The 19,639-nt window shown below is 53.7% G+C and carries 18 protein-coding genes; 13 read left to right on the top strand and 5 right to left on the bottom strand.

Features of this window, described 5'->3' with window-relative positions; translation table 11 throughout:
* The first annotated feature begins 239 nt into the window (after positions 1-239).
* Entirely contained in the window at positions 240-572 is a 333-nt protein-coding gene (locus tag KGP21_RS15295) for an SMR family transporter (RefSeq protein ID WP_059200914.1), read from the top strand.
* 246 nt (positions 573-818) lie between these two features.
* On the top strand, positions 819-1,076 hold the full coding sequence (locus KGP21_RS15290) for a DUF333 domain-containing protein (RefSeq protein WP_021177845.1): 258 nt from the start codon (positions 819-821) through the stop codon (positions 1,074-1,076).
* Between the two features lie 108 nt (positions 1,077-1,184).
* On the opposite strand, the gene hslJ is transcribed toward KGP21_RS15290, so the two are convergent.
* Both hslJ and KGP21_RS15280 read right to left on the bottom strand, forming a co-directional pair.
* Positions 1,185-1,616, bottom strand: a complete 432-nt coding sequence (hslJ, locus tag KGP21_RS15285) for a heat shock protein HslJ (protein ID WP_024486551.1) — start codon at positions 1,614-1,616, stop codon at positions 1,185-1,187.
* Between the two features lie 61 nt (positions 1,617-1,677).
* Complete coding sequence (locus KGP21_RS15280) at positions 1,678-2,670, bottom strand: 2-hydroxyacid dehydrogenase (RefSeq protein WP_024486550.1); 993 nt, start codon at positions 2,668-2,670, stop codon at positions 1,678-1,680.
* A gap of 267 nt (positions 2,671-2,937) precedes the next feature.
* On the opposite strand from KGP21_RS15280, the gene KGP21_RS15275 reads away from it, so the two are divergent.
* Genes KGP21_RS15275 through KGP21_RS15265 form a run of 3 tightly spaced genes read left to right on the top strand, consistent with a single transcriptional unit; the run spans position 2,938 to position 6,076 of the window.
* A complete protein-coding gene (locus KGP21_RS15275) occupies positions 2,938-5,550 on the top strand; it encodes a YdbH family protein (RefSeq protein ID WP_223535595.1) in 2,613 nt (870 codons plus the stop codon).
* Positions 5,547-5,744 (top strand): YnbE family lipoprotein, encoded by a 198-nt coding sequence (locus KGP21_RS15270; RefSeq protein WP_021177849.1) that lies wholly within the window; start codon positions 5,547-5,549, stop codon positions 5,742-5,744. The genes KGP21_RS15275 and KGP21_RS15270 overlap by 4 nt, the downstream gene beginning before the upstream one ends.
* Before the next feature lie 8 nt (positions 5,745-5,752).
* Entirely contained in the window at positions 5,753-6,076 is a 324-nt protein-coding gene (locus KGP21_RS15265) for a YdbL family protein (protein WP_021806521.1), read from the top strand.
* A gap of 118 nt (positions 6,077-6,194) precedes the next feature.
* Here KGP21_RS15265 and KGP21_RS15260 read toward each other — a convergent pair whose 3' ends face one another.
* Positions 6,195-6,800: an FMN-dependent NADH-azoreductase gene (locus KGP21_RS15260; RefSeq protein ID WP_037375971.1), complete on the bottom strand. Its 606-nt coding sequence runs from the start codon at positions 6,798-6,800 to the stop codon at positions 6,195-6,197.
* Positions 6,801-7,113: 313 nt separating this feature from the next.
* Between KGP21_RS15260 and hrpA the strand changes: the two genes are divergently transcribed.
* Positions 7,114-11,001 (top strand): ATP-dependent RNA helicase HrpA, encoded by a 3,888-nt coding sequence (gene hrpA, locus KGP21_RS15255; RefSeq protein WP_223535593.1) that lies wholly within the window; start codon positions 7,114-7,116, stop codon positions 10,999-11,001.
* Here the strand turns inward: hrpA and KGP21_RS15250 are convergent.
* Positions 10,986-12,122, bottom strand: a complete 1,137-nt coding sequence (locus tag KGP21_RS15250) for an MFS transporter (protein ID WP_223535591.1) — start codon at positions 12,120-12,122, stop codon at positions 10,986-10,988. The genes hrpA and KGP21_RS15250 overlap by 16 nt on opposite strands.
* A 94-nt stretch (positions 12,123-12,216) precedes the next feature.
* On the opposite strand from KGP21_RS15250, the gene KGP21_RS15245 reads away from it, so the two are divergent.
* From KGP21_RS15245 to KGP21_RS15215, 7 genes are all read left to right on the top strand, one after another.
* Positions 12,217-13,005: a helix-turn-helix transcriptional regulator gene (locus KGP21_RS15245; RefSeq protein ID WP_223535588.1), complete on the top strand. Its 789-nt coding sequence runs from the start codon at positions 12,217-12,219 to the stop codon at positions 13,003-13,005.
* A 286-nt stretch (positions 13,006-13,291) separates the two neighbouring features.
* Positions 13,292-13,738 (top strand): PTS sugar transporter subunit IIA, encoded by a 447-nt coding sequence (locus KGP21_RS15240; RefSeq protein ID WP_223499865.1) that lies wholly within the window; start codon positions 13,292-13,294, stop codon positions 13,736-13,738.
* A 25-nt stretch (positions 13,739-13,763) separates the two neighbouring features.
* Complete coding sequence (locus tag KGP21_RS15235; protein WP_024486535.1) at positions 13,764-15,158, top strand: PTS mannitol transporter subunit IICB; 1,395 nt, start codon at positions 13,764-13,766, stop codon at positions 15,156-15,158.
* Positions 15,155-16,423: a zinc-binding dehydrogenase gene (locus tag KGP21_RS15230; RefSeq protein WP_166732632.1), complete on the top strand. Its 1,269-nt coding sequence runs from the start codon at positions 15,155-15,157 to the stop codon at positions 16,421-16,423. Before KGP21_RS15235 ends, KGP21_RS15230 begins: the two co-directional genes overlap by 4 nt.
* 6 nt (positions 16,424-16,429) lie before the next feature.
* Positions 16,430-17,401: a class II fructose-bisphosphatase gene (gene glpX, locus KGP21_RS15225; protein ID WP_209522885.1), complete on the top strand. Its 972-nt coding sequence runs from the start codon at positions 16,430-16,432 to the stop codon at positions 17,399-17,401.
* Positions 17,402-17,417: 16 nt separating this feature from the next.
* Positions 17,418-17,945, top strand: a complete 528-nt coding sequence (locus KGP21_RS15220; protein ID WP_223535585.1) for an MltR family transcriptional regulator — start codon at positions 17,418-17,420, stop codon at positions 17,943-17,945.
* The gene (locus KGP21_RS15215; protein ID WP_223535582.1) at positions 17,923-18,648 is read left to right on the top strand and encodes a nucleoside/nucleotide kinase family protein; all 726 of its coding nucleotides are present in this window, start codon (positions 17,923-17,925) and stop codon (positions 18,646-18,648) included. The genes KGP21_RS15220 and KGP21_RS15215 overlap by 23 nt, the downstream gene beginning before the upstream one ends.
* On the opposite strand, the gene KGP21_RS15210 is transcribed toward KGP21_RS15215, so the two are convergent.
* Positions 18,631-19,452 (bottom strand): serine protease, encoded by an 822-nt coding sequence (locus KGP21_RS15210; protein WP_021806511.1) that lies wholly within the window; start codon positions 19,450-19,452, stop codon positions 18,631-18,633. The two genes, KGP21_RS15215 and KGP21_RS15210, sit on opposite strands and share 18 nt — an antisense overlap.
* Positions 19,453-19,639 lie beyond the last annotated feature (187 nt).

Genomic DNA, 19,639 nt, shown 5'->3' with positions numbered 1-19,639 from the left:
CTGTGCTCACAAAGCTGCAAAAGTCAGCTTCTTATAATCATCAGTAAAGTCTAACAGAGGGGGTTATTTGTGCTTTATCGCATTTGTGTGGCGCACAAAAATCTGGATGTAAGGTGATATTTCGTTAAAAAATAATTACTATTTGCAGCGTAATGGTAAAGCGTTGCCGCGATGTAACGCTAATTTAATCTCCGCGTCCTAATATTGATGTGACGCGAAACAGAAAGAAGAAGTTGAAAATGACCGCATTTATCTATTTAGCCATGGCGATTATCGCCGAAGTGATTGCCACCACCTTGCTGAAAGCCTCTGAAGGGTTTACCCGCTTGTGGCCATCGGTGTTTGTCGTGTTGGGTTACGCGGTAGCATTTTGGGGGCTTTCGATGGTGGTAAAAACCATGCCGCTAGGGATTGTCTATGCCCTCTGGTCGGGATTGGGGATCGTGCTGGTGTCGATTGCCGCGGTGTTTATTTACCAGCAAAAGCTGGATTTGCCTGCGGTGGTTGGTATGGGGCTGATTATTGCCGGTGTGTTGGTGATTAATCTGCTGTCCAAGTCGGCAGGGCACTGATCGGGAGCGAAATGCTTTCAGGTCAAAAAAAAGCCAAATTAATGGCTAATCATATTTCTATTATTAAGCTAACAAGCTAGATTACTAAAGTTGTCTTTCCGGTTGCCGCTTGATGATGAGCAGGCGGCAACTTGAAGCTCAACGGGTGGACATCAAAGATAACCAAACGGGCCCATCGTTCCAGTGGCTCGGGTTATCAGCAATGGCAAAATTACACAGCATCGTTTCGGTTCAGGGGTATGAATAATGATCACAGCAAAATGGCTGCTTGCCGGCGCCATACTCTCTTTGGCTGCCTGCAGCAGCAATAACGACCAAGAACCACAGCAGATCGCCACCAGTGCCAATATTGGTGCGATACCTACCAGCGAAAGCTGTGCCAGCGTGGGCGGGGTAACCACCATTGCCCATTCGCTCAACGGCGATACGCTCAGAATGTGTCAGATGCCGAACGGCAAACAGTGCGAAGAGTCGGCGCTGGGCCGTGGAGCCTGTTCCCGGTAAGTCCAATTTATCCCGGACGTAGCGTGCGACAGATTGGCAACCGTTGTTACCTTCATCACCGTGCCAGCTCCCTCTCCCTTTGGGAGAGGGTTGGGGTGAGGGAGAAAATTAATTGACCCAGTCTTTCAGGGTATATACCAGTTGGTGATCGCTGCCGCTCAGGGTCAGCTGTTGGCCGTTGAGCGAGACTTTTGCACCGTTAGCCAGCAGTGTGCCTATGGTTTGATCCCATTGGTTACGTTGCGGATCCGCGCACATCATGCGGGTCGTAGCGAGGTTTTTCACCGTCAGCACGCCGTTTTCTAACTGGCCCTGGCCGAAGAAACGGTTGCACATAGATCCGGAAATATTCATTTTCTCGCCGAACTCGATGCTCGGGCCGCTGCCTTGTTTCGCCTCAACCGCTACACCATCCACGCTTTGCAACACAAAGTTGTGATGCAGCAGATCGCTTTCTACTACGGTTTGTTGTTTGGTTTGCGCGGAACCACAGCCAGCCAATAGCGCACAGGCCATTGCTAAAGGGATCAGTTTTTTCATTATTGTGAACCTGTTCAGGTTTGGTCTGAAGGATCAGGGGCGCTAAGCGCGCCCCAAAGTATTAGGCATTAAGCTGATTAGGGCAGGCTTCACCCCGCGCAAGCTGTTCAATATTTTTCAACGTGGTTTGCGAGATACTGGTCAACGCCTCTTCCGTCAGGAACGCCTGGTGCCCGGTAAACAGCACGTTATGGCAGGCGGACAGGCGGCGGAAAACGTCGTCCTGGATCACGTCGTTGGATTTGTCTTCAAAGAACAGGTCGCGTTCGTTCTCGTATACGTCCATCCCCAGCGCACCAATCTTCTGCTGTTTGAGGGCATCGATAGCGGCGGAAGAGTCGATCAAGGCACCGCGGCTGGTGTTAATCACCATCACGCCGTCCTTCATCATGGAGAACGCGTCCGCATTCAGCAGGTGATGGTTTTCCGGCGTCAACGGGCAGTGCAGGGTGATCACGTCCGCCTGGGCATACAGCGTTTTAAGATCGACATATTCGGCACCCAGTTCTAACGCCTGCGCGCTTGGGTAGGGATCGTAGGCCAAGAGCTTCATGCCAAAGCCTTTCAGAATACGCATGGTGGCTACGCCGATCTTACCGGTGCCAATCACGCCTGCGGTGCGGTTATGCATATTGAAGCCGATCAGCCCTTCCAGCGAGAAGTTGGCATCGCGGGTGCGCTGATAAGCACGATGAATGCGGCGGTTCAGGCACATCATCATGCCCACGGCGTGTTCGGCGACGGCTTCAGGTGAATAAGCCGGAACGCGCACCACCTTGATACCCAGCTCTTTCGCCGCATCCAGATCGACGTTATTGAACCCGGCGCAACGCAGGGCGAGGATCTCGACCCCAAGCGCGGCCAGCTCTTCCAGCACTTCCCGGCTACCGTCGTCATTGACGAAGATGCATACGGCCTTACAGCCGATAGCCGTTTTGGCGGTTTTCTTGCTTAGCAGAAAGTCGAAAAACTCCAGCTCATAACCAAACTGCTGATTTACCAATTCAAGATACTTACGGTCATACTGTTTGGTGCTGTAAATCGCCATTTTCATCGTGGTTTCTCCCGCGTGATTATGTGATAAAATTAACATATTTTGCCAAATACGACAATGGTTTAGCGACCTGTGGCGGGGCAGGCCTTTTAGGGTTTTATGCTGATAATCAGTGTATTAGCCATTTTCTGTATTCACTGGGTAAATATCAAAATTGCGAAACCTGCTCTATAAATGATGAGATGGGTTCACCTTCACCTGCCAGGGGATCCGTGTCATCATTGCGCCTGGCTAATCGATGTTTATCAGGAACTAAACCTGCGCTTAATGACCAAGAGATTAAAAGTATTCGTAGCGATCGTAACGGGCATCATCCTGTTGATCATCGCGCTGTGGCAAACCTTGCCTCGTTGGTTGCCGCGTGCGATAGCGCCTTGGTTACCGCAGGGTAGCCAGCTGGTTTTACAAGGGCCCTTGCGTTGGCAGCAGGGGGCTTTGCATCTTGATGGGCTAAAATTTAGCGCCCAAGGCTGCGCCATCGCCAATGTCAGTGAACTGCAACTCGCCTACCAAATGGGAAGTTGGCATTTAAAGGGTGAACGAGCGGACGTGGATACCGCCTGCCTGTCAAAATTGCCCCCCTCCGAGGGGGACAGCACGCCATTGGCGCTAGACCGATTGCAAGCGATGCTGCCGCCGTTTGACCTGAATATCAATCTTCTCACGCTCACCCCATGGCAAGCCTACGCCGGTAAATTGCAACTGTCGTCTGCGGCCACTGGCCAACGGTTGCATTATCAAGGTAAGAACGTCACCGCCGAGGCGCAGTTGGATGAACATCAGCAACTGACGTTAAGCAAGCTTAGCATCACGCCACCCAACAGCACGGTTCCTGTTCAACTGACAGGCAAAGTCACCGTACCGCTGGATATGGACAGTTTGCCGATCCAAGGGGCGTTGCAAGGTGAGATACAAACCGCCTATCTGGAAAAACCCTTGCTGCTGGATTTGCACTGGCAACAGCAGCAGGGCGTATTGACCCTGACGGAAAAGGGCAGCGACCAACCGTTGGCGACGCTCCCTTGGGCACTAACGCCAAAACAGATCAGCATCGAAAAAGGCGAATGGCGCTGGCCTTATCTGGATCAACCGCTCAGTGGTGGTTTGAATGTGGCGTTGCATGACTGGAGCCAGGGGTTTGACGAAACCCAAATTACCGCACGTTTGAACGTGATCACTGCCGGGCACAACGGCAAGGGTAACGCGGTGCTGACGTTGGGGCCGGGTAGCCTGAGTCTGACCAACAGCGATCTGGGATTCCAGCTTACCGGGCAGGCAAACCTGGCCAATCTCTCGCTTACGGCGTCAATCCCCGGCATTATCAGCGGCTCGGTCCTTAACCCAACGCTGGTGCTACAGCCGGGGTCTTTACTGCGCGCCTGGGGCCGCCCGGCACCGGACATAAAACTGGATGAGGCTCGGCTGCCGCTGGCTGGAGTAAAAGTCACCGCTCTTGGGATCAGTGGCCGTTTGCAGGCGATTATCAGCGCCAGCGAAAGTTACTGGGGCCGTTTCAAGCTGCATCTGGACGGCCAGGCACAAGATTTCTGGCCAGACCATGGTCAGTGGCAATGGCGCTCTTGGGGTAACGGCAAGTTACCCCCGCTACAGGCCGCCTGGGATGTTGCAGGCAGTGGGCGTTGGCAGGACACCAGCATCACCCTGGATCGACTTTCCACCGGTTTTGATCGGTTGAAGTACGGCATGGTCACAGTCGCGACGCCGCGCATGACGCTCAGCCAGCCGATCCAGTGGCAGCGGGATAGCAAAGCACCGAGCCTTACCGGCGGTGTGCAACTGGTGGCTGACAAAACCAGTTTTGGTGCAGGCCGTTATTTGCCGCCTTCGGTACTGGATTTGCAGTTGCAAGGTACGGGGCCAGACAGTTTCCAATGGCAAGGCGCTTTGCAGGCCGAGCAGATTGGGCCAATCAAGTTGCGGGGCCGCTGGGATGGTGAACGCCTGCGGGGTGAAGGCTGGTGGCCAAAACAGTCGTTAACGGTATTCCAACCGCTGATTTCACCCGATCTGAACATCAAACTGCGGGCAGGCGAGTTCTATGCACAGTCGGCATTTTCTGCTGCGCGAGTGCAGGGGTTTGAAGCCGGTGGCCACTGGGTGGTGCGCAATGGCGGCATGTGGCTGCAAGATGGCGAATTGAGCGGGCTGGACTTTGTCTTGCCCTATCGGTTTAAGAACCACCTGTGGCAGCTTGGGGCCAAACGGCCGATCATGCTGCGCATCAAATCCATAAAGACGCTGTTTGAGATGCAGAATATTACCGCCGATCTGCAAGGTACCTATCCCTACAGCGAAGCGTATCCGTTGACGTTGAGCAACATCGGTGTGGATATGCTGAACGGTCATATCAGCCTTTCGGCATTACGGATGCCGCAGCATGATGCGGCGGTGCTCAAACTGGAAGAAATCGACCTCAGCGCACTGTTTACCGCGCTCAAACCGAAGCAGTTCGCCATGTCTGGCCGCATCAACGGCGAGTTGCCGCTCTACCTGAACCACCCCAAATGGCTGGTGCAAAATGGCTGGATCGCCAATGCGGGGGTCATGACGCTGCGGCTGGATAAAGATATGGCCGATGCCATTGGCAGCAATAACCTGGCCACCGGTGCCGCCATCGACTGGCTACGCTACATGGAAATCAACCGCTCAAAGGCGCGGGTCGATCTCGATAACCTGGGCGAATTGACGCTAAAGGCGCATATCGATGGCGTAAATCCGCAGAAAAATGCCAAGCGTGAGGTTATCCTTAACTATAGCCATCAGGAAAACGTGTTTCAGCTGTGGCGCAGCCTGCGCTTCGGCGACAATTTACAAGAGTGGCTGGAGCAGACGCTCTCTAAACCCGAGGAACAACAATGAAGAACGCGACAGGGCCATTGCTGGCCGCCGTGTTGGGCGCATCCTTGCTGAGCGGTTGCGTACCGCGCATTGAGGTGGCGACGCCTAAAGATCCCATCACCATCAATATGAACGTCAAAATTGAACATGAGATCCGTATCAAAGTGGATAAGGACGTTGAGAACCTGCTGAAAGACCAAAGCGGTCTGTTCTAGGAGCCAGCATGAAAAAACGTTATCTGTGGTTGATTGCCGCCGGTTGGTTATTCAGTGGGATGGCTCAGGCGTTGACGCTGGATGAAGCCAAACAGCAGGGGCGGGTTGGTGAAACGCTCAGTGGTTATATCGCTCCGGTGAAGCAGGACGCGGAGACTCAGGCGTTGGTGAAAAAAATCAATGCCGGACGCGCCGAGAAATATCAGCAGGTGGCCGCCAGCAATCATATCGCCATCGATGAAGTTGCGCGGATGGCCGGGCAGAAGCTGGTGACACGAGCGCCAGCAGGGGAATATGTCCGTGGCATTAACGGCCAGTGGTTGCAGAAATAAAAAAAGCGCGCCTCTAGGCGCGCAACGGAATTTAAACGACTTATTGTTATGAGGGTAAAACGGATTTTGCAGGTGTGTGACTTACCAGAGCGCAATCTCTGCGCCCTGGCATCGCTAATTAAGCGGCGATCACTTCGGCCAGTAACGCTTTGGCATCGGCCTGGGCTTTGGTCGCAACGTCTGGACCGTAGGCAATCCCTTCGGCAAAGACGAACTCAACCTCGGTAATACCGATAAAGCCCAGGAACAGACGCAGGTAAGGTTCTACCAGGTCGGTTGGGGTGCCTTTATGGATGCCGCCACGGCTGGTCAGAATGATGGCACGTTTGTTTTTTACCAGGCCTTCCGGGCCGTTCTCGGTGTAACGGAAGGTCACTCCGGCACGGGCAATCAGGTCAAAATAATTCTTCAACTGAGTTGGGATGTTGAAGTTGTACATCGGAGCGGCGATAACGATAGTATCGTTGGCTTGCAGCTCGGCAATCAGTTCGTCTGACAGGGCCAGAGCTTCTTTCTGGCGTGGAGTCAGCGGGGCATCTGAAGGACGCATTGCGCCAACCAGTTCGCCATCCAGCACCGGGATTGGCTGTGCAGCCAGGTCACGCACGGTGATGGTATCGTTGCTGTGAGCATTGGCCCACTGCTCAACGAAGAAATCAGCCAATTGGTTAGACTGAGAATAAGTTGCCAGGATGCTGGATTTTAGAACCAATACGTTGCTCATCGATAATTCCTTTCGTGTTGACTGTGACATCAGGGCTGGTCGCCCGTTGCATGAGGTACACTCTATTCATATTGTTCCAACAGGGATAGCGGAATATTTCGAGATCTACGTTCGATTTTATTGAACAAGAAAACCCAGGTTAAATGGATGGATTATGGGGAGAAATGCCATTGTGGTATCCTGCTGCGCTAAGTCAAAAAATCGATAAACCTAATTTAATAAACGCAGTTATTGGCACCGACACGTCAGCTATAACATCAAACCTAGTCCCTGACGTTAAGCAGTAGCTGCGAAGAAACAAGGAACACCGAACGTGAAATCTACGCTCGCGGCATTGTCATCCCAACTGGGTGACTTGATGCTCCGTGATCAGCAGCGCCTGCAACGCCGGTTGCAAGGTGCGCGCAAAGTCAAAAGCCCTGAAGCTCAACAGGCGGTTGCCGCAGAAATAGCGGGTGATATCGAGCAAGCCATGCTGAAGGTGCGCTCCCGCGCGGCCTCGTGCCCGAAAATCACTTACCCTGAAAGCCTGCCGGTCAGCCAGAAGAAGCAGGACATTCTTGCCGCCATCCGCGATCATCAAGTGGTGATCGTGGCGGGTGAAACCGGCTCAGGGAAGACTACACAGCTACCGAAAATCTGCCTGGAGTTAGGGCGTGGCGTCAAAGGCCTGATTGGCCACACGCAACCGCGCCGCCTGGCTGCACGCACCGTTGCCAACCGCATTGCCGATGAGCTGGAAACCCCGCTGGGTGGCAGCGTCGGTTACAAGGTGCGCTTCAACGATCAGGTGGGTGAAAATACCCTGGTCAAACTGATGACCGACGGGATCTTGCTGGCCGAAATCCAGCAGGATCGCCTGCTGATGCAGTACGATACCCTGATCATCGATGAGGCGCACGAGCGCAGCCTGAACATCGATTTCATCTTGGGTTACCTGCGGGAGCTGTTGCCAAAACGCCCGGATTTGAAGGTGATCATTACCTCGGCCACCATCGATCCGCAGCGCTTTTCTCGCCACTTCAACAATGCGCCGATCATTGAGGTTTCTGGCCGTACCTATCCGGTCGAGGTACGTTACCGGCCAGTGGTGGACGACGCCGACGATACTGAACGCGATCAGCTTCAGGCTATCTTCGACGCGGTGGACGAATTGGGGCGTGAAGGACCTGGTGATATCCTGATCTTTATGAGCGGTGAACGTGAAATCCGTGACACCGCCGATGCGCTGACCAAGCTCAACCTGCCGCATACCGAGGTACTGCCGCTGTATGCCCGCCTGTCCAACAGTGAACAGAATCGGGTGTTCCAGTCGCACCATGGCCGCCGCATCGTGCTGGCGACCAACGTGGCAGAAACCTCGCTGACCGTGCCGGGCATCAAGTACGTTATCGACCCAGGTACGGCGCGCATCAGCCGCTACAGCTTCCGTACCAAAGTGCAGCGCTTGCCTATCGAACCGGTGTCGCAGGCTTCTGCTAACCAGCGTAAGGGCCGCTGTGGTCGTGTATCGGACGGTATATGTATCCGCCTGTTCTCGGAGCAGGATTTCCTGTCTCGCCCGGCGTTTACCGACCCGGAAATACTGCGAACCAACCTGGCCTCGGTCATATTGCAGATGACCTCGCTGGGGTTGGGCGATATTGCCGCCTTCCCGTTTGTCGAAGCGCCGGATAACCGCAATATTCAGGACGGTGTGCGCCTGCTGGAAGAGTTGGGGGCCATCAAAACCGCGGAGAACGGCCACTATCAACTGACCCCACAGGGCCGTCAGTTGGCGCAGTTGCCGATCGACCCACGTTTGGCTCGAATGGTGCTGGAAGCCCAGAAGAGTGGTAGCGTGCGCGAGATGATGATCATCACCTCGGCGTTGTCGATCCAGGATCCGCGCGAGCGGCCGATGGATAAGCAACAGGCCTCCGATGAAAAACACCGCCGCTTCGCCGACAAAGACTCCGATTTTATGGCGTTCGTCAACCTGTGGGATTATCTCAAGGAACAGCAGAAGGAAAACTCTTCCAGCCAGTTCCGCCGCCTGTGCCGCAACGATTTCCTCAACTATCTGCGGGTACGTGAATGGCAGGATATCTACACCCAACTGCGCCAGGTGGTGAAAGAGCTGGGCCTGCCGGTCAACAGCGTGCCTTCGGACTACCGCAGCGTACATACCGCGCTGCTGAGCGGCCTGCTTTCGCACATTGGCCAGAAGGATGCGGATAAGCAAGAGTTTACCGGTGCGCGCAACGCCCGTTTCTCCATCTTCCCGGGCTCCGGGCTGTTCAAGAAGCCGCCGAAATGGACGATGGTGGCAGAACTGGTGGAAACCAGCCGCCTGTGGGGGCGCATTGCCGCGCGTATCGAGCCAGAATGGATTGAGCCGATGGCTCAGCACCTGGTCAAGCATCATTACAGCGAACCGCACTGGTCCAAATCCCAGGGCGCGGTGATGGCCAGTGAAAAGGTCACGCTGTTTGGTCTGCCGATCGTCGCAGCTCGCCCGGTAAATTACAGCACCATCGATCCGCTGCTGTGCCGTGAACTGTTTATCCGCCATGCGCTGGTGGAAGGTGACTGGCAAACGCGGCACCCGTTCTTCGCTGCCAACCTGAAGCTGCGTGCCGAAGTGGAAGAGCTGGAACATAAATCGCGCCGCCGCGACATTCTGGTGGATGACGAGACGCTGTTCAGTTTCTACGATCAACGTATTCCGAGCGACGTGGTGTCCGGGCGTCATTTTGACCAGTGGTGGAAAACTACCGGGAAGCAGAACCCTGAGCTGCTCAACTTCGAAAAAGAGATGTTGATCAAGGACGGAGCCAACAAGGTCAGCGCGCTGGATTATCCGAACTACTGGTATCAGGGCAACCTCAAGTTGCGGCTGACCTACCAGTTTGAGCCGGGTACTGACGCCGATGGCGTTACCGTGCACATCCCGTTGCCGATCCTCAATCAGGTGGAAGAGGCCGGTTTTGAGTGGCAAATCCCCGGTATCCGCCGTGAACTGGTGATCGCGTTGATCAAATCGTTGCCTAAGCCGATGCGCCGCAATTTTGTGCCAGCCCCGAACTACGCTGAAGCTTTCCTTGGCCGGGCAACGCCATTGGAGATGCCGCTGCTGGATTCGCTGGAACGCGAGCTACGCCGCATAACTGGTGTGACAGTGTCACGTGAGGATTGGCAGTGGGATCAGGTGCCCGATCATCTGAAAATGACCTTCCGCGTGGTGGGTGAGAAACACAAAACCCTGCGCGAAGGTAAAGATCTGGCCGCGCTGAGGGCCCAGCTCAAAGACAAGGTGCAAGAGACGCTGTCGGCCGTGGCTGATGATGGCCTGGAGCAGAGCAATCTGCATATCTGGAGCTTTGGCAAACTGCCTGAGTTTTATGAGCAGAAGCGTGGTGGTTACTCGGTCAAGGCCTATCCGGCGCTGGTGGACGAAAAAGATAGCGTAGCCATCCGTCTGTTTGACAGCGAACAGGAGCAGCAGCAGGCCATGTGGCAAGGTACGCGCCGTTTGTTGCTGTTGAACATCCCGTCGCCGATCAAATATCTGCATGAGAAGTTGCCGAACAAGGCCAAGCTTGGGCTGTATTTCAACCCGTATGGCAAGGTACTGGATCTGATCGACGACTGTATCTCCTGTGGCATCGACAAGCTGATTGCCGAACACGGCGGGCCGGTGTGGGCGGAAGAGAACTTTGCCCGGCTGCAAGAGTTGGTGCGGGCCGAGCTGAACGAAACCGTTGTGGGCGTGGCCAAACAGGTGGAACAGATCCTGACGACGGTCTTCAACATCAACAAGCGTCTGAAAGGGCGCGTTGATATCTCGTTGGCGTTGGCGCTGTCCGATATCAAGGCCCAGCTCAATGGCCTGGTTTACCGTGGTTTTGTCACCAATAACGGTTGGAGCCGCCTGCCGGACACCTTGCGTTATCTGCAAGCGATTGAGCGCCGCCTGGAGAAGCTGGCGATCGATCCGCACCGCGATCGCGCTCAGATGATCCGGGTGGAGCAGGTCCAACAGGCGTGGCAGCAGTGGCTGAACAAGCTGCCGCCAAAACGCCAGCAGGATGAAGAGGTGAAGGCAGTACGCTGGATGATTGAGGAGCTGCGCGTCAGCCTGTTCGCTCAGCAGTTGGGTACGCCTTACCCGATTTCTGAGAAGCGTATCTTGCAGACCATCGATCAGCTCTCTGCGTAACCTTTAAGCCTTGCTGAACAGGCGAGGCTTAACAGGCTACATCCCAGCAGCGTTAACGGCAGGTGCTGACCCATGGCGGCCAGTGCCAGGCCGCCAGCGATCAGCAGATAATAGAGTAATCCCAATACCGCTCCGGCAGCACCCAGCCGGTTGCGGTAATGCTTCAGCGCCAGGCTGAGAATATTGGGAATGGCCAAGCCAAAGGCAACGGTCACCGCCATGCAGGGCAGCAGGATCATCAGACTTGCCTGCCAATACCACGCACCCACTGCGGCCAATAGGGCTAACAGACTGGCCATTTGGATCTGCCGGTAAGCGCATAATCCTTTTTGCAGAAGATAGCGGTTTGCCGCTGCGCCGCACAGGCTGCCAAAGGCCAAAACAATCCCCGAATAACCAAACTGTTCGCTGGTCAGCCCCAAGGTCTCAAAAATAAACGGGGCCAGACTGAAGTAGCTGAACGCCATGATGTTGAAACTGGCAACCAGCAACGCCGAGCACCAGATTTGCCTATCGCGCAGCATCTCCTGTAAACAGGAGAGTAAAGCGATACCGGCGGTTTGCTGGCGGGTTTCTGGCAGCGCTCGCCAACACCAGATCAGCAACAACAGCGCCAATCCTGCTTGCGCGGAGAAAATGGCCATGCGACCGCCCCAAAACACCAGCATTCCGCCGCTAAACATCCCCAACACCGGGCTTATCGACAATGCCATACCAATTATCGCAAACATCTTGCCTAATGCCTGCCCCTGATAGACATCGCGCAGCATAGTCTGCGTCACCACAGAACCAACGGCGGCACCAAAGGCGATAACGGCGCGCGAGACGATGAGCAACGTGAAAGCGTTGCTCAGCAACGCCAGCAAGGCTCCTGCCGTATACAGCAGCAAACCGGCGAGCATGGCGGCTCTACGGCCATATTTGTCGCTGATCGTTCCCCAAAACGCCACGCCGAAAGCGAAGGCGAAAAAATAGACCGACAGCGTGTGGCCGGCCTGCGTGGCATCGATATGGTAATCAAAGCGGATAGCGGTTAACGCCGGGCTATAGAGCGTTTCCAGGATTTGTGGTGCCATGATCATCACGATGATCAGTGGCAGAGGCAGATTTTTGACGGACATAGCATTCTCCCAAATAAGTGACAGCAGTATAGGGAGATGGCGATTGTTCGATTACAATCATCAGGACAAAAAACAATGAAAATGGGACTGCGGCATGGCACTGATCCTGCAACATCAGGTTTTTGATCCGGATAGTTACTTCGCTCCGGTGGTGGGAATTAGTGCCGAACTGGCGGAACATGATTCTGGCGTACATCAGCATCAACGGGCCCAGATCCTCTATGCCCCACGTGGCTGTATGACGGTGACGTTAGCCGAACGCTGGCTGATCCTGCCGCCAACGCGCATTATCTGGATACCGAGCGGCGTGAGGCATCGCGTGCAACTGCGCGGGCAGGTGGCTTACCGTTCGCTCTATTTTACGGATGCCGCGATGCTGGCAATGCCGCACAGTGCGGTGTTAGCCGCCAATCCGTTACTGGCCGCGGTGATAGAACGCATCGCACATTGGCCGTTTGACTACGCGCAGCAGCATCCCCAGGCGGAAGATCTGTTGCGAGTCTTGCGCAATGAACTGAGGGTGGCGGAGCAGGAAAATACCAGCTTGATACTGCCGAGCGAACCGCGCATAGCGGCCTGGATTGATAGCTTAAACGGCGTCGATCAGCTCCCTGGGCTGGTGGTATTAGCCAAGGCGATCAATCTCCATCCTAAAACGTTAACGCGAATCTTCCAGCGGGAAACCGGGCTGAGCTATCAGCAGTGGTGCCAGCAATGGCGTTTGATGCACGCCATTGAGTTACTGGCGCAATTGCCTTCCGTAAGCGCGGTTGCACAGCGGTTGGCCTTCTCTAGCGACAGCGCATTTATCGCCTTTTTCCGCCAGTATACCGGCACCACGCCAAAGCGGTTTATGGCGGGTGGGATACGAAGTATGGAGTAATTCCTGCTATTTTTCTTGATTGGCAATACTGCAATGGTGATTAATGTCACAATATTTCTATTTTTATAAAATTAGTTAAATGCAATAGTGGTCACATTTTAACTATTGACAAATCTATAATTTGAAAATTTCAATCAATTTTTTGTGAACCAGATCTTCAATTGCAATGTATTTCAAATTAAAAGTGATTTCAATCACGAAATGGCATCGGATTGCGTTTCCCATTATTACTCCATAAGCTGCAAAGCAATTCCCAATCCTCTTGGAATAACGATAGGAAAAACACATGAATGGATTGATAGATTACTTCCCGGAAAATGCATTTACCGTTCACCAGCAAAATTGCGACTGGCAGCAGGCTATTGATTTATCGATGTGCTGTCTGCTGGAAAATAATATCGTTGAGCCACGTTATGTGGCGGCAATAAAGCACAGTACGCAAAATAATGGCGCCTATTATATTCTTACACCGGAAGTGGCTATGCCCCATGCACGTCCGGAAGAAGGGGCTTTGGGCACGGCATTAACCCTAACGGTATTGCCGCAGGGGGTTTATTTCAATGATGACAATCCGCAGGTGAAAGTGTTAATCGGCCTGGCGGCAAAAGATGCCGACAGCCATATCAATGCCATCCAGTTATTGAGTGAAATGTTCTGTGATGACCAGGCAATTGAACAGCTTACTCAGGCAACCAAGGTATCAGAAATAAAAGAAATCATTCTGCGCTTCTGATTTTATACACTCAAGGATCATTATAATGGCCAATAAAACAATGCGAGCCAGAGTGCAAGCTTTTGGCGGGTTCCTGACGGCTATGGTAATCCCTAATATCGGCGCATTTATTGCGTGGGGATTTATTACGGCACTGTTTATTCCCACCGGCTGGATGCCTAACGCCCACTTTGGGCAACTGGTCGGTCCGATGATCACCTATTTGCTACCGCTGATGATCGGCTCCACCGGTGGCTACCTGATCGCGGAAAAACGTGGCGCGGTGATGGGGGGGATTGGCACCATCGGCGTGATTGTGGGGGCAGATATTCCTATGTTCATCGGCGCGATGGTGATGGGGCCGCTGGGCGGGGTGATCATCAAATATATCGACACCAAGCTGGATAAGCGTATCCCCGCTGGCTTTGAGATGGTGGTCAATAACTTCTCACTGGGGATTGTCGGCATGTTCTTGTGCCTGTTTGCCTACGAGGTGATTGGCCCAGCGGTACAGCAGGCTAACCATTTGGTACGTGCTGGCATTGAATCTCTGGTAGCCACTGGATACCTGCCGCTGTTGTCGATTATCAACGAACCGGCGAAGGTGTTATTCCTGAATAACGCCATCGACCAGGGGGTGTATTACCCGCTGGGTATGCAGGATACGGCGGTGAACGGCCGCTCGGTGTTCTTTATGGTGGCCTCTAACCCAGGGCCAGGGCTTGGTATCCTGCTGGCGTTTTCGCTATTTGGCCAGGGTATGAGCAAAAAGTCGGCACCGGGCGCGATGATTATCCATTTCCTCGGGGGTATTCACGAACTCTACTTCCCGTATGTGCTGATGAAGCCGCTGATGATCATTGCCATGATTGCTGGCGGGATGGCGGGGATCTACGTGTTTGATCTGATGGGTGCTGGTTTGGTTGCCGGGCCAAGCCCGGGTTCAATCTTTGCCTATCTGGCTCTGACGCCGCGTGGTGGCTTTGCTGGTACCTTGGCAGGCGTCGCCGCCGGGACGCTGGTTTCGTTCCTGATTGCCGCACTGATCCTGAAAACCGAGAAAAAGCAGGTGACCGAAGATAGTTTTGATGACTCACAGCGGCAGGTGAAAGCCTTGAAAGCTGCGGGCAAAGGGCAAACACAACCGATCCGTCACATCGCATTTGTTTGTGATGCAGGCATGGGTTCCAGCGCGATGGGGGCAACCACCTTCCGTAAACGTTTGGAGAAAGCCGGGGTGCCGATCAGCGTGAAGCACTACGCCATTGAAAATATTCCGCCGGAAGCCGACCTGATCGTGACGCACTCTAGCCTGGAAGGGCGAGCCGAACGGGTGAGCGATAAACCCAAAGTATTGATCAGCAATTATCTCGGTGACAGCAATCTCGATCGTTTGTTGGAACAACTGGTTGCCACACACTCAGAAAAGGAAGCCGTATGAAAACCCAAGCCGCCGCTATTTATGGCCAAAACGACGTTCGCCTGCGTGAGTTTGAATTACCGCCTCTAGGTGATGATGAACTGTTGGTTAAGGTCATTTCCGACAGTGTGTGCCTGTCTACCTGGAAGGCCGCCAAATTGGGGGCTAACCACAAGCGGGTACCTGATGACGTTGCCGAACACCCTGCGATCACTGGCCATGAATGTGCCGGGATCATTGAGCAGGTGGGCAAAAACCTACAGCAACGCTACCGGGCTGGGCAACGTTTTGTGCTGCAACCGGCGATGGGATTGCCGAGTGGTTATTCGGCGGGTTATAGCTACGAGTTTTTCGGCGGCAATGCCACCTATATGATTATTCCACAGCAGGCTGTGGAGCTAGGTTGTGTATTACCGTATGAAGGCAGCTATTTTGCGGCGGCCTCTTTGGCAGAGCCGATGTGCTGCATCATAGGTGCCTACCATGCCAATTACCATACGACGCAATATGTCTATGAGCATCGCATGGGGATCAAACCCGGCGGCAACGTGGCGTTATTGGCCAGTGCCGGGCCGATGGGCATTGGTGCGATCGATTATGCCATCAACGGTAACATCCGCCCTGCGCGGGTAGTGGTCGTGGATATCGACGAGGCGCGTTTGGCGCGGGCCAGATTGCTATTGCCGGAAAGCGTAGCGCGTGAAAAAGGCGTTGAACTGGTGTATTTCAACAGCAGCAAGGTTACCGACCCGGTGGCTGCCTTACGTGACCTGACGCAGGGCCACGGCTTTGACGATGTCTTCGTTTATGCTGCGGTGGCCGATGTGCTGGTGCTGGGGGATGATCTGCTGGCTGAAGACGGTTGCCTGAATTTCTTTGCGGGCCCAACCGACAGTGAATTCAAAGTGCCGTTTAACTTTTACAACGTGCATTATGCATCCACACATGTCGTGGGCACTTCGGGGGGCTCGACGGGAGATATGTTGGAGGCGCTGCAACTGACCGCTGAAGGCCGCATTAATCCTTCGGTGATGATCACCCATATAGGTGGGCTGGATGCCGTGCCGGAAACCATCATCAATCTACCTTCGATCCCCGGCGGGAAAAAGCTGATCTATAACTTTGCCACCATGCCGTTAACCGCAATTGCCGACTTCCCAGAACTCGGGAAAACAGACCCATTCTATGCCCGCTTGGCGGAACTGGTGGCTGAAAGCCACGGCGTTTGGAACGAACAGGCTGAGCGTTTCCTGCTGCAACATTTTGGTGTGGAAACAGGGGTATAACTGCCGATGAAATCGCTGGCTTATGACATTGTACGCACCACTCAACAGGCTGCATTGGCTGCCTGGCCGCTGCTGGGCTGTGGTGATAAAAATCAAATTGATGGGGTGGCCGTCGCGGCCATGCGTCAGCAACTGAGTGGTATGGCCATGCAGGGGCAGATTGTGATCGGTGAAGGCGAAATCGATCAGGCTCCCATGCTGTATATCGGTGAGCGGTTGGGGAGCGGGAATGGCCCGGCCGTGGACATTGCTGTTGATCCTATCGAAGGCACGCGGATGGTGGCCATGGGCCAATATAATGCGCTGGCCGTGATCGCCTTTGCCCCACACAATGCTTTGTTGCATGCCCCAGACATGTATATGCGCAAGATGGTGGTGGGGCCAGGAGCTAAAGGGGCTATCGATTTGCGGTTGCCTCTGGAGCAAAATCTGCGGCAAGTAGCGCAGGCATTGGGTAAGCCATTGCATCAACTGCGCATGATCACGCTGGATAAACCGCGCCATGAACTGATCCGCCAACAGGCGCAGGCGCTGGGGGTGAAGATTTTTGCCATTCCTGACGGTGACGTGGCCGCCAGCCTGATGACCTGCCTACCAGGTGGTGAAGCCGACATCATGTATACCTTGGGTGGCGCGCCGGAAGGGGTCATATCGGCCTGTGCGGTGCGTCTGCTGGGCGGAGATATGCAAGCCGAGCTGATCGATTTCTGCCAGGCGAAAGGCGATACGCCAGAGCACAGATTATTGGCGCAGGAAGAACGGCGGCGCTGCAGCAATATGGGAATTGAGATTAACACCATTTTGCCGCTCAATGCCCTGATCGCCAGTGATGAGGTGATTTTTTCGGCAACCGGGATAACCAAAGGTGACATTATCGGCGGAATAAAACAAAAAGAGGGGTACTTGAGCACAGAAACCCTTATGATTAATGGTACCGACGGGTCGTGTAATAGAATTCATACGTTACACTTGCATTGATGGTATCGCAGGACGAATGAAAACGCTGACAGAAGATGAAATAATTGAACGACTGGACGAGCAGGAACAATTGCTCAATTGGTTACAGAAGGCAAATGAGATTTTATTTTCTGCTGTCAAAACCTATTTGCCACAGGTGTTTGTCAATAACGATCCCGACATACTCGAATATGCGGTAAAGCCATTGCTGGCAAAATCCGGCCCTTTGGACAATATGGATGTCTCCCTGCGCTTATTGTATGCACTGGGGAAAATCAAAAAAACCGTTTATGCCGATATCATCTGTCTTTCACAATTTAGCCAGCATGTGCAGGCGGAAAATAGCTCGCTGAGCTTTCATGATGAAATGACCTTTGATTTTATTTCCAACCTGAATGCCATTACGGAAAACGAACAACTTTTCAGTGCGATAAGAAAGATGAAGTTTTCCAGCTTTGAGGTTTTTAATAACGAGCGCTACGGCAACATGATTAAAACCGGATTAACGCTGGCGGTGACTTCGCTGTTAAAGGAACTGACCAATGAAAATAGCGCTAACAGTTAATGGGCTGACGATCGATGCCTTTTTTAACGATGAGGAGGTCGAACAGGTGCACTTACCTTTACTGCGCCTGTTGGCCCAAAAGCAGCAGCAAAAGGGGGCGCGCCTGGTGGTTTTCCTGGCGGCACCTCCTGGCAGCGGTAAATCGACGCTGACGGCCTTCTGGCAGCATTTATCGGCACAGCATGATGAATTACCGGCCTTGCAAACTCTGCCGATGGATGGCTTTCACCGTCCTAACTCCTGGCTTGATGCACAAGGGTTGCGCAGCAAGAAGGGAATGCCAGAAACCTTTGATCGTCAGCAGCTTGAGTTGGCGTTGGCTTCACTCGATCAACCACGTGTATTGTGGCCTACTTACGATCGCGTGTTGCACGATCCGGTACCCAACGCTATCGAGGTGACTGCACCGGTAACGATCGTAGAAGGTAACTGGTTGTTGCTTGATGAGCCAGGTTGGCGCGATCTGGCCCGTCACAGCGACTTAACGCTATTTATTCAGGCACCAGCACAGCAACTGCGGGCACGGCTGATCGAGCGTAAAATGCGTGGTGGTTCATCACTGGAGCAGGCCGGCACCTTTTATCAGCGAACCGATGGGCCAAACGTTGATAGGGTATTGCAGCACAGTTTGCCCGCCACCATTACCCTCCGGTGGGATAATGGTGGCCTGCGCTGTTCGGAGGAGTTACTTACCGGCGGCTAAGAGATCCAAAGCATCGCGAATGCCGGTAACTGACAGTGCGCGGTTATCGGCCCGGTAGCGGTCTTGTGCTGCGGGTGCAGAGCTCTGGATAGCGATAAGTCGCCAGCCTTCGGCGGTCTTTAATATCAATGGGGAGCCGCTGTCACCGGGTAAGGTGTCGCACTGGTGTGATAACACGCCTTGTTGTGCCCAACCGGTGACTTTACAATTTTGATGGCTGTACAGATCGTCCAGATGATCTTCTGGATAACCGGCCTGGGTGACCAGGCGCTTTGCCAACTTTAAGGTTTGCGTTAACGCTTTTCCGTCACCTTGCCATAATGGCAACGGTTTAATCGCCAGCGGTTTGTTATCTTTTAGCCTGATCAACGCAAAATCATACGCTGCCGCCGCTGGTGGCACGATCCAGCCGTCGCCATCCGCCTTCAGCTTTTTACCTAATGACTTATCGACCAGCGTTTCTATATTTTCCGTCTGGTATTGCCAGCCTTTGCTACCGGAAATAAAGCGCAGCGCCACGGCCTTATCAAGATTGCCAGGAGGGGCCAGTACGCAGTGGCCTGCGGTTAGCGCCAGATGGGGAGAGATCAGCGTAGCGGTACACAGGTTACCACTGGCGGTTTCTACCTGGCCAATAGCCTGCCACGGCCAACCGCTGGTTTCGGTGACTTTAATACGGTTATCTTTGCCAAAAAACAGACGGGTTTGATCGGCCGCAGACGCCTCGGAAGGGCTATCAGCATGCGCAGAATGGGATAAAGCCAAAGGAAATGAGCACAACAACAGTAAAACAGAGATGCGCATAGGTTTCTTGCCTGACAAATTCGGATCATCCATAGACACACTGAATGCTAACTATAGACTGATTTAGCCGCGGTGTAGATGGTCGGTGATTGATTTTCCGATAATTTCCTGAGAAAAATCGGAGATTACAGATAAAAAAAGCTGGCGATGAGCCCGCAAACGATCAGGGTGCCAAGGATGATTTCGA

Source organism: Serratia sp. JSRIV004, assembly GCF_019968705.1.
Taxonomy (GTDB): domain Bacteria; phylum Pseudomonadota; class Gammaproteobacteria; order Enterobacterales; family Enterobacteriaceae; genus Chania; species Chania fonticola_B.
Note: the sequence above shows the minus strand (reverse complement) of the source record. Positions and strands in the feature narration are given on the sequence as shown.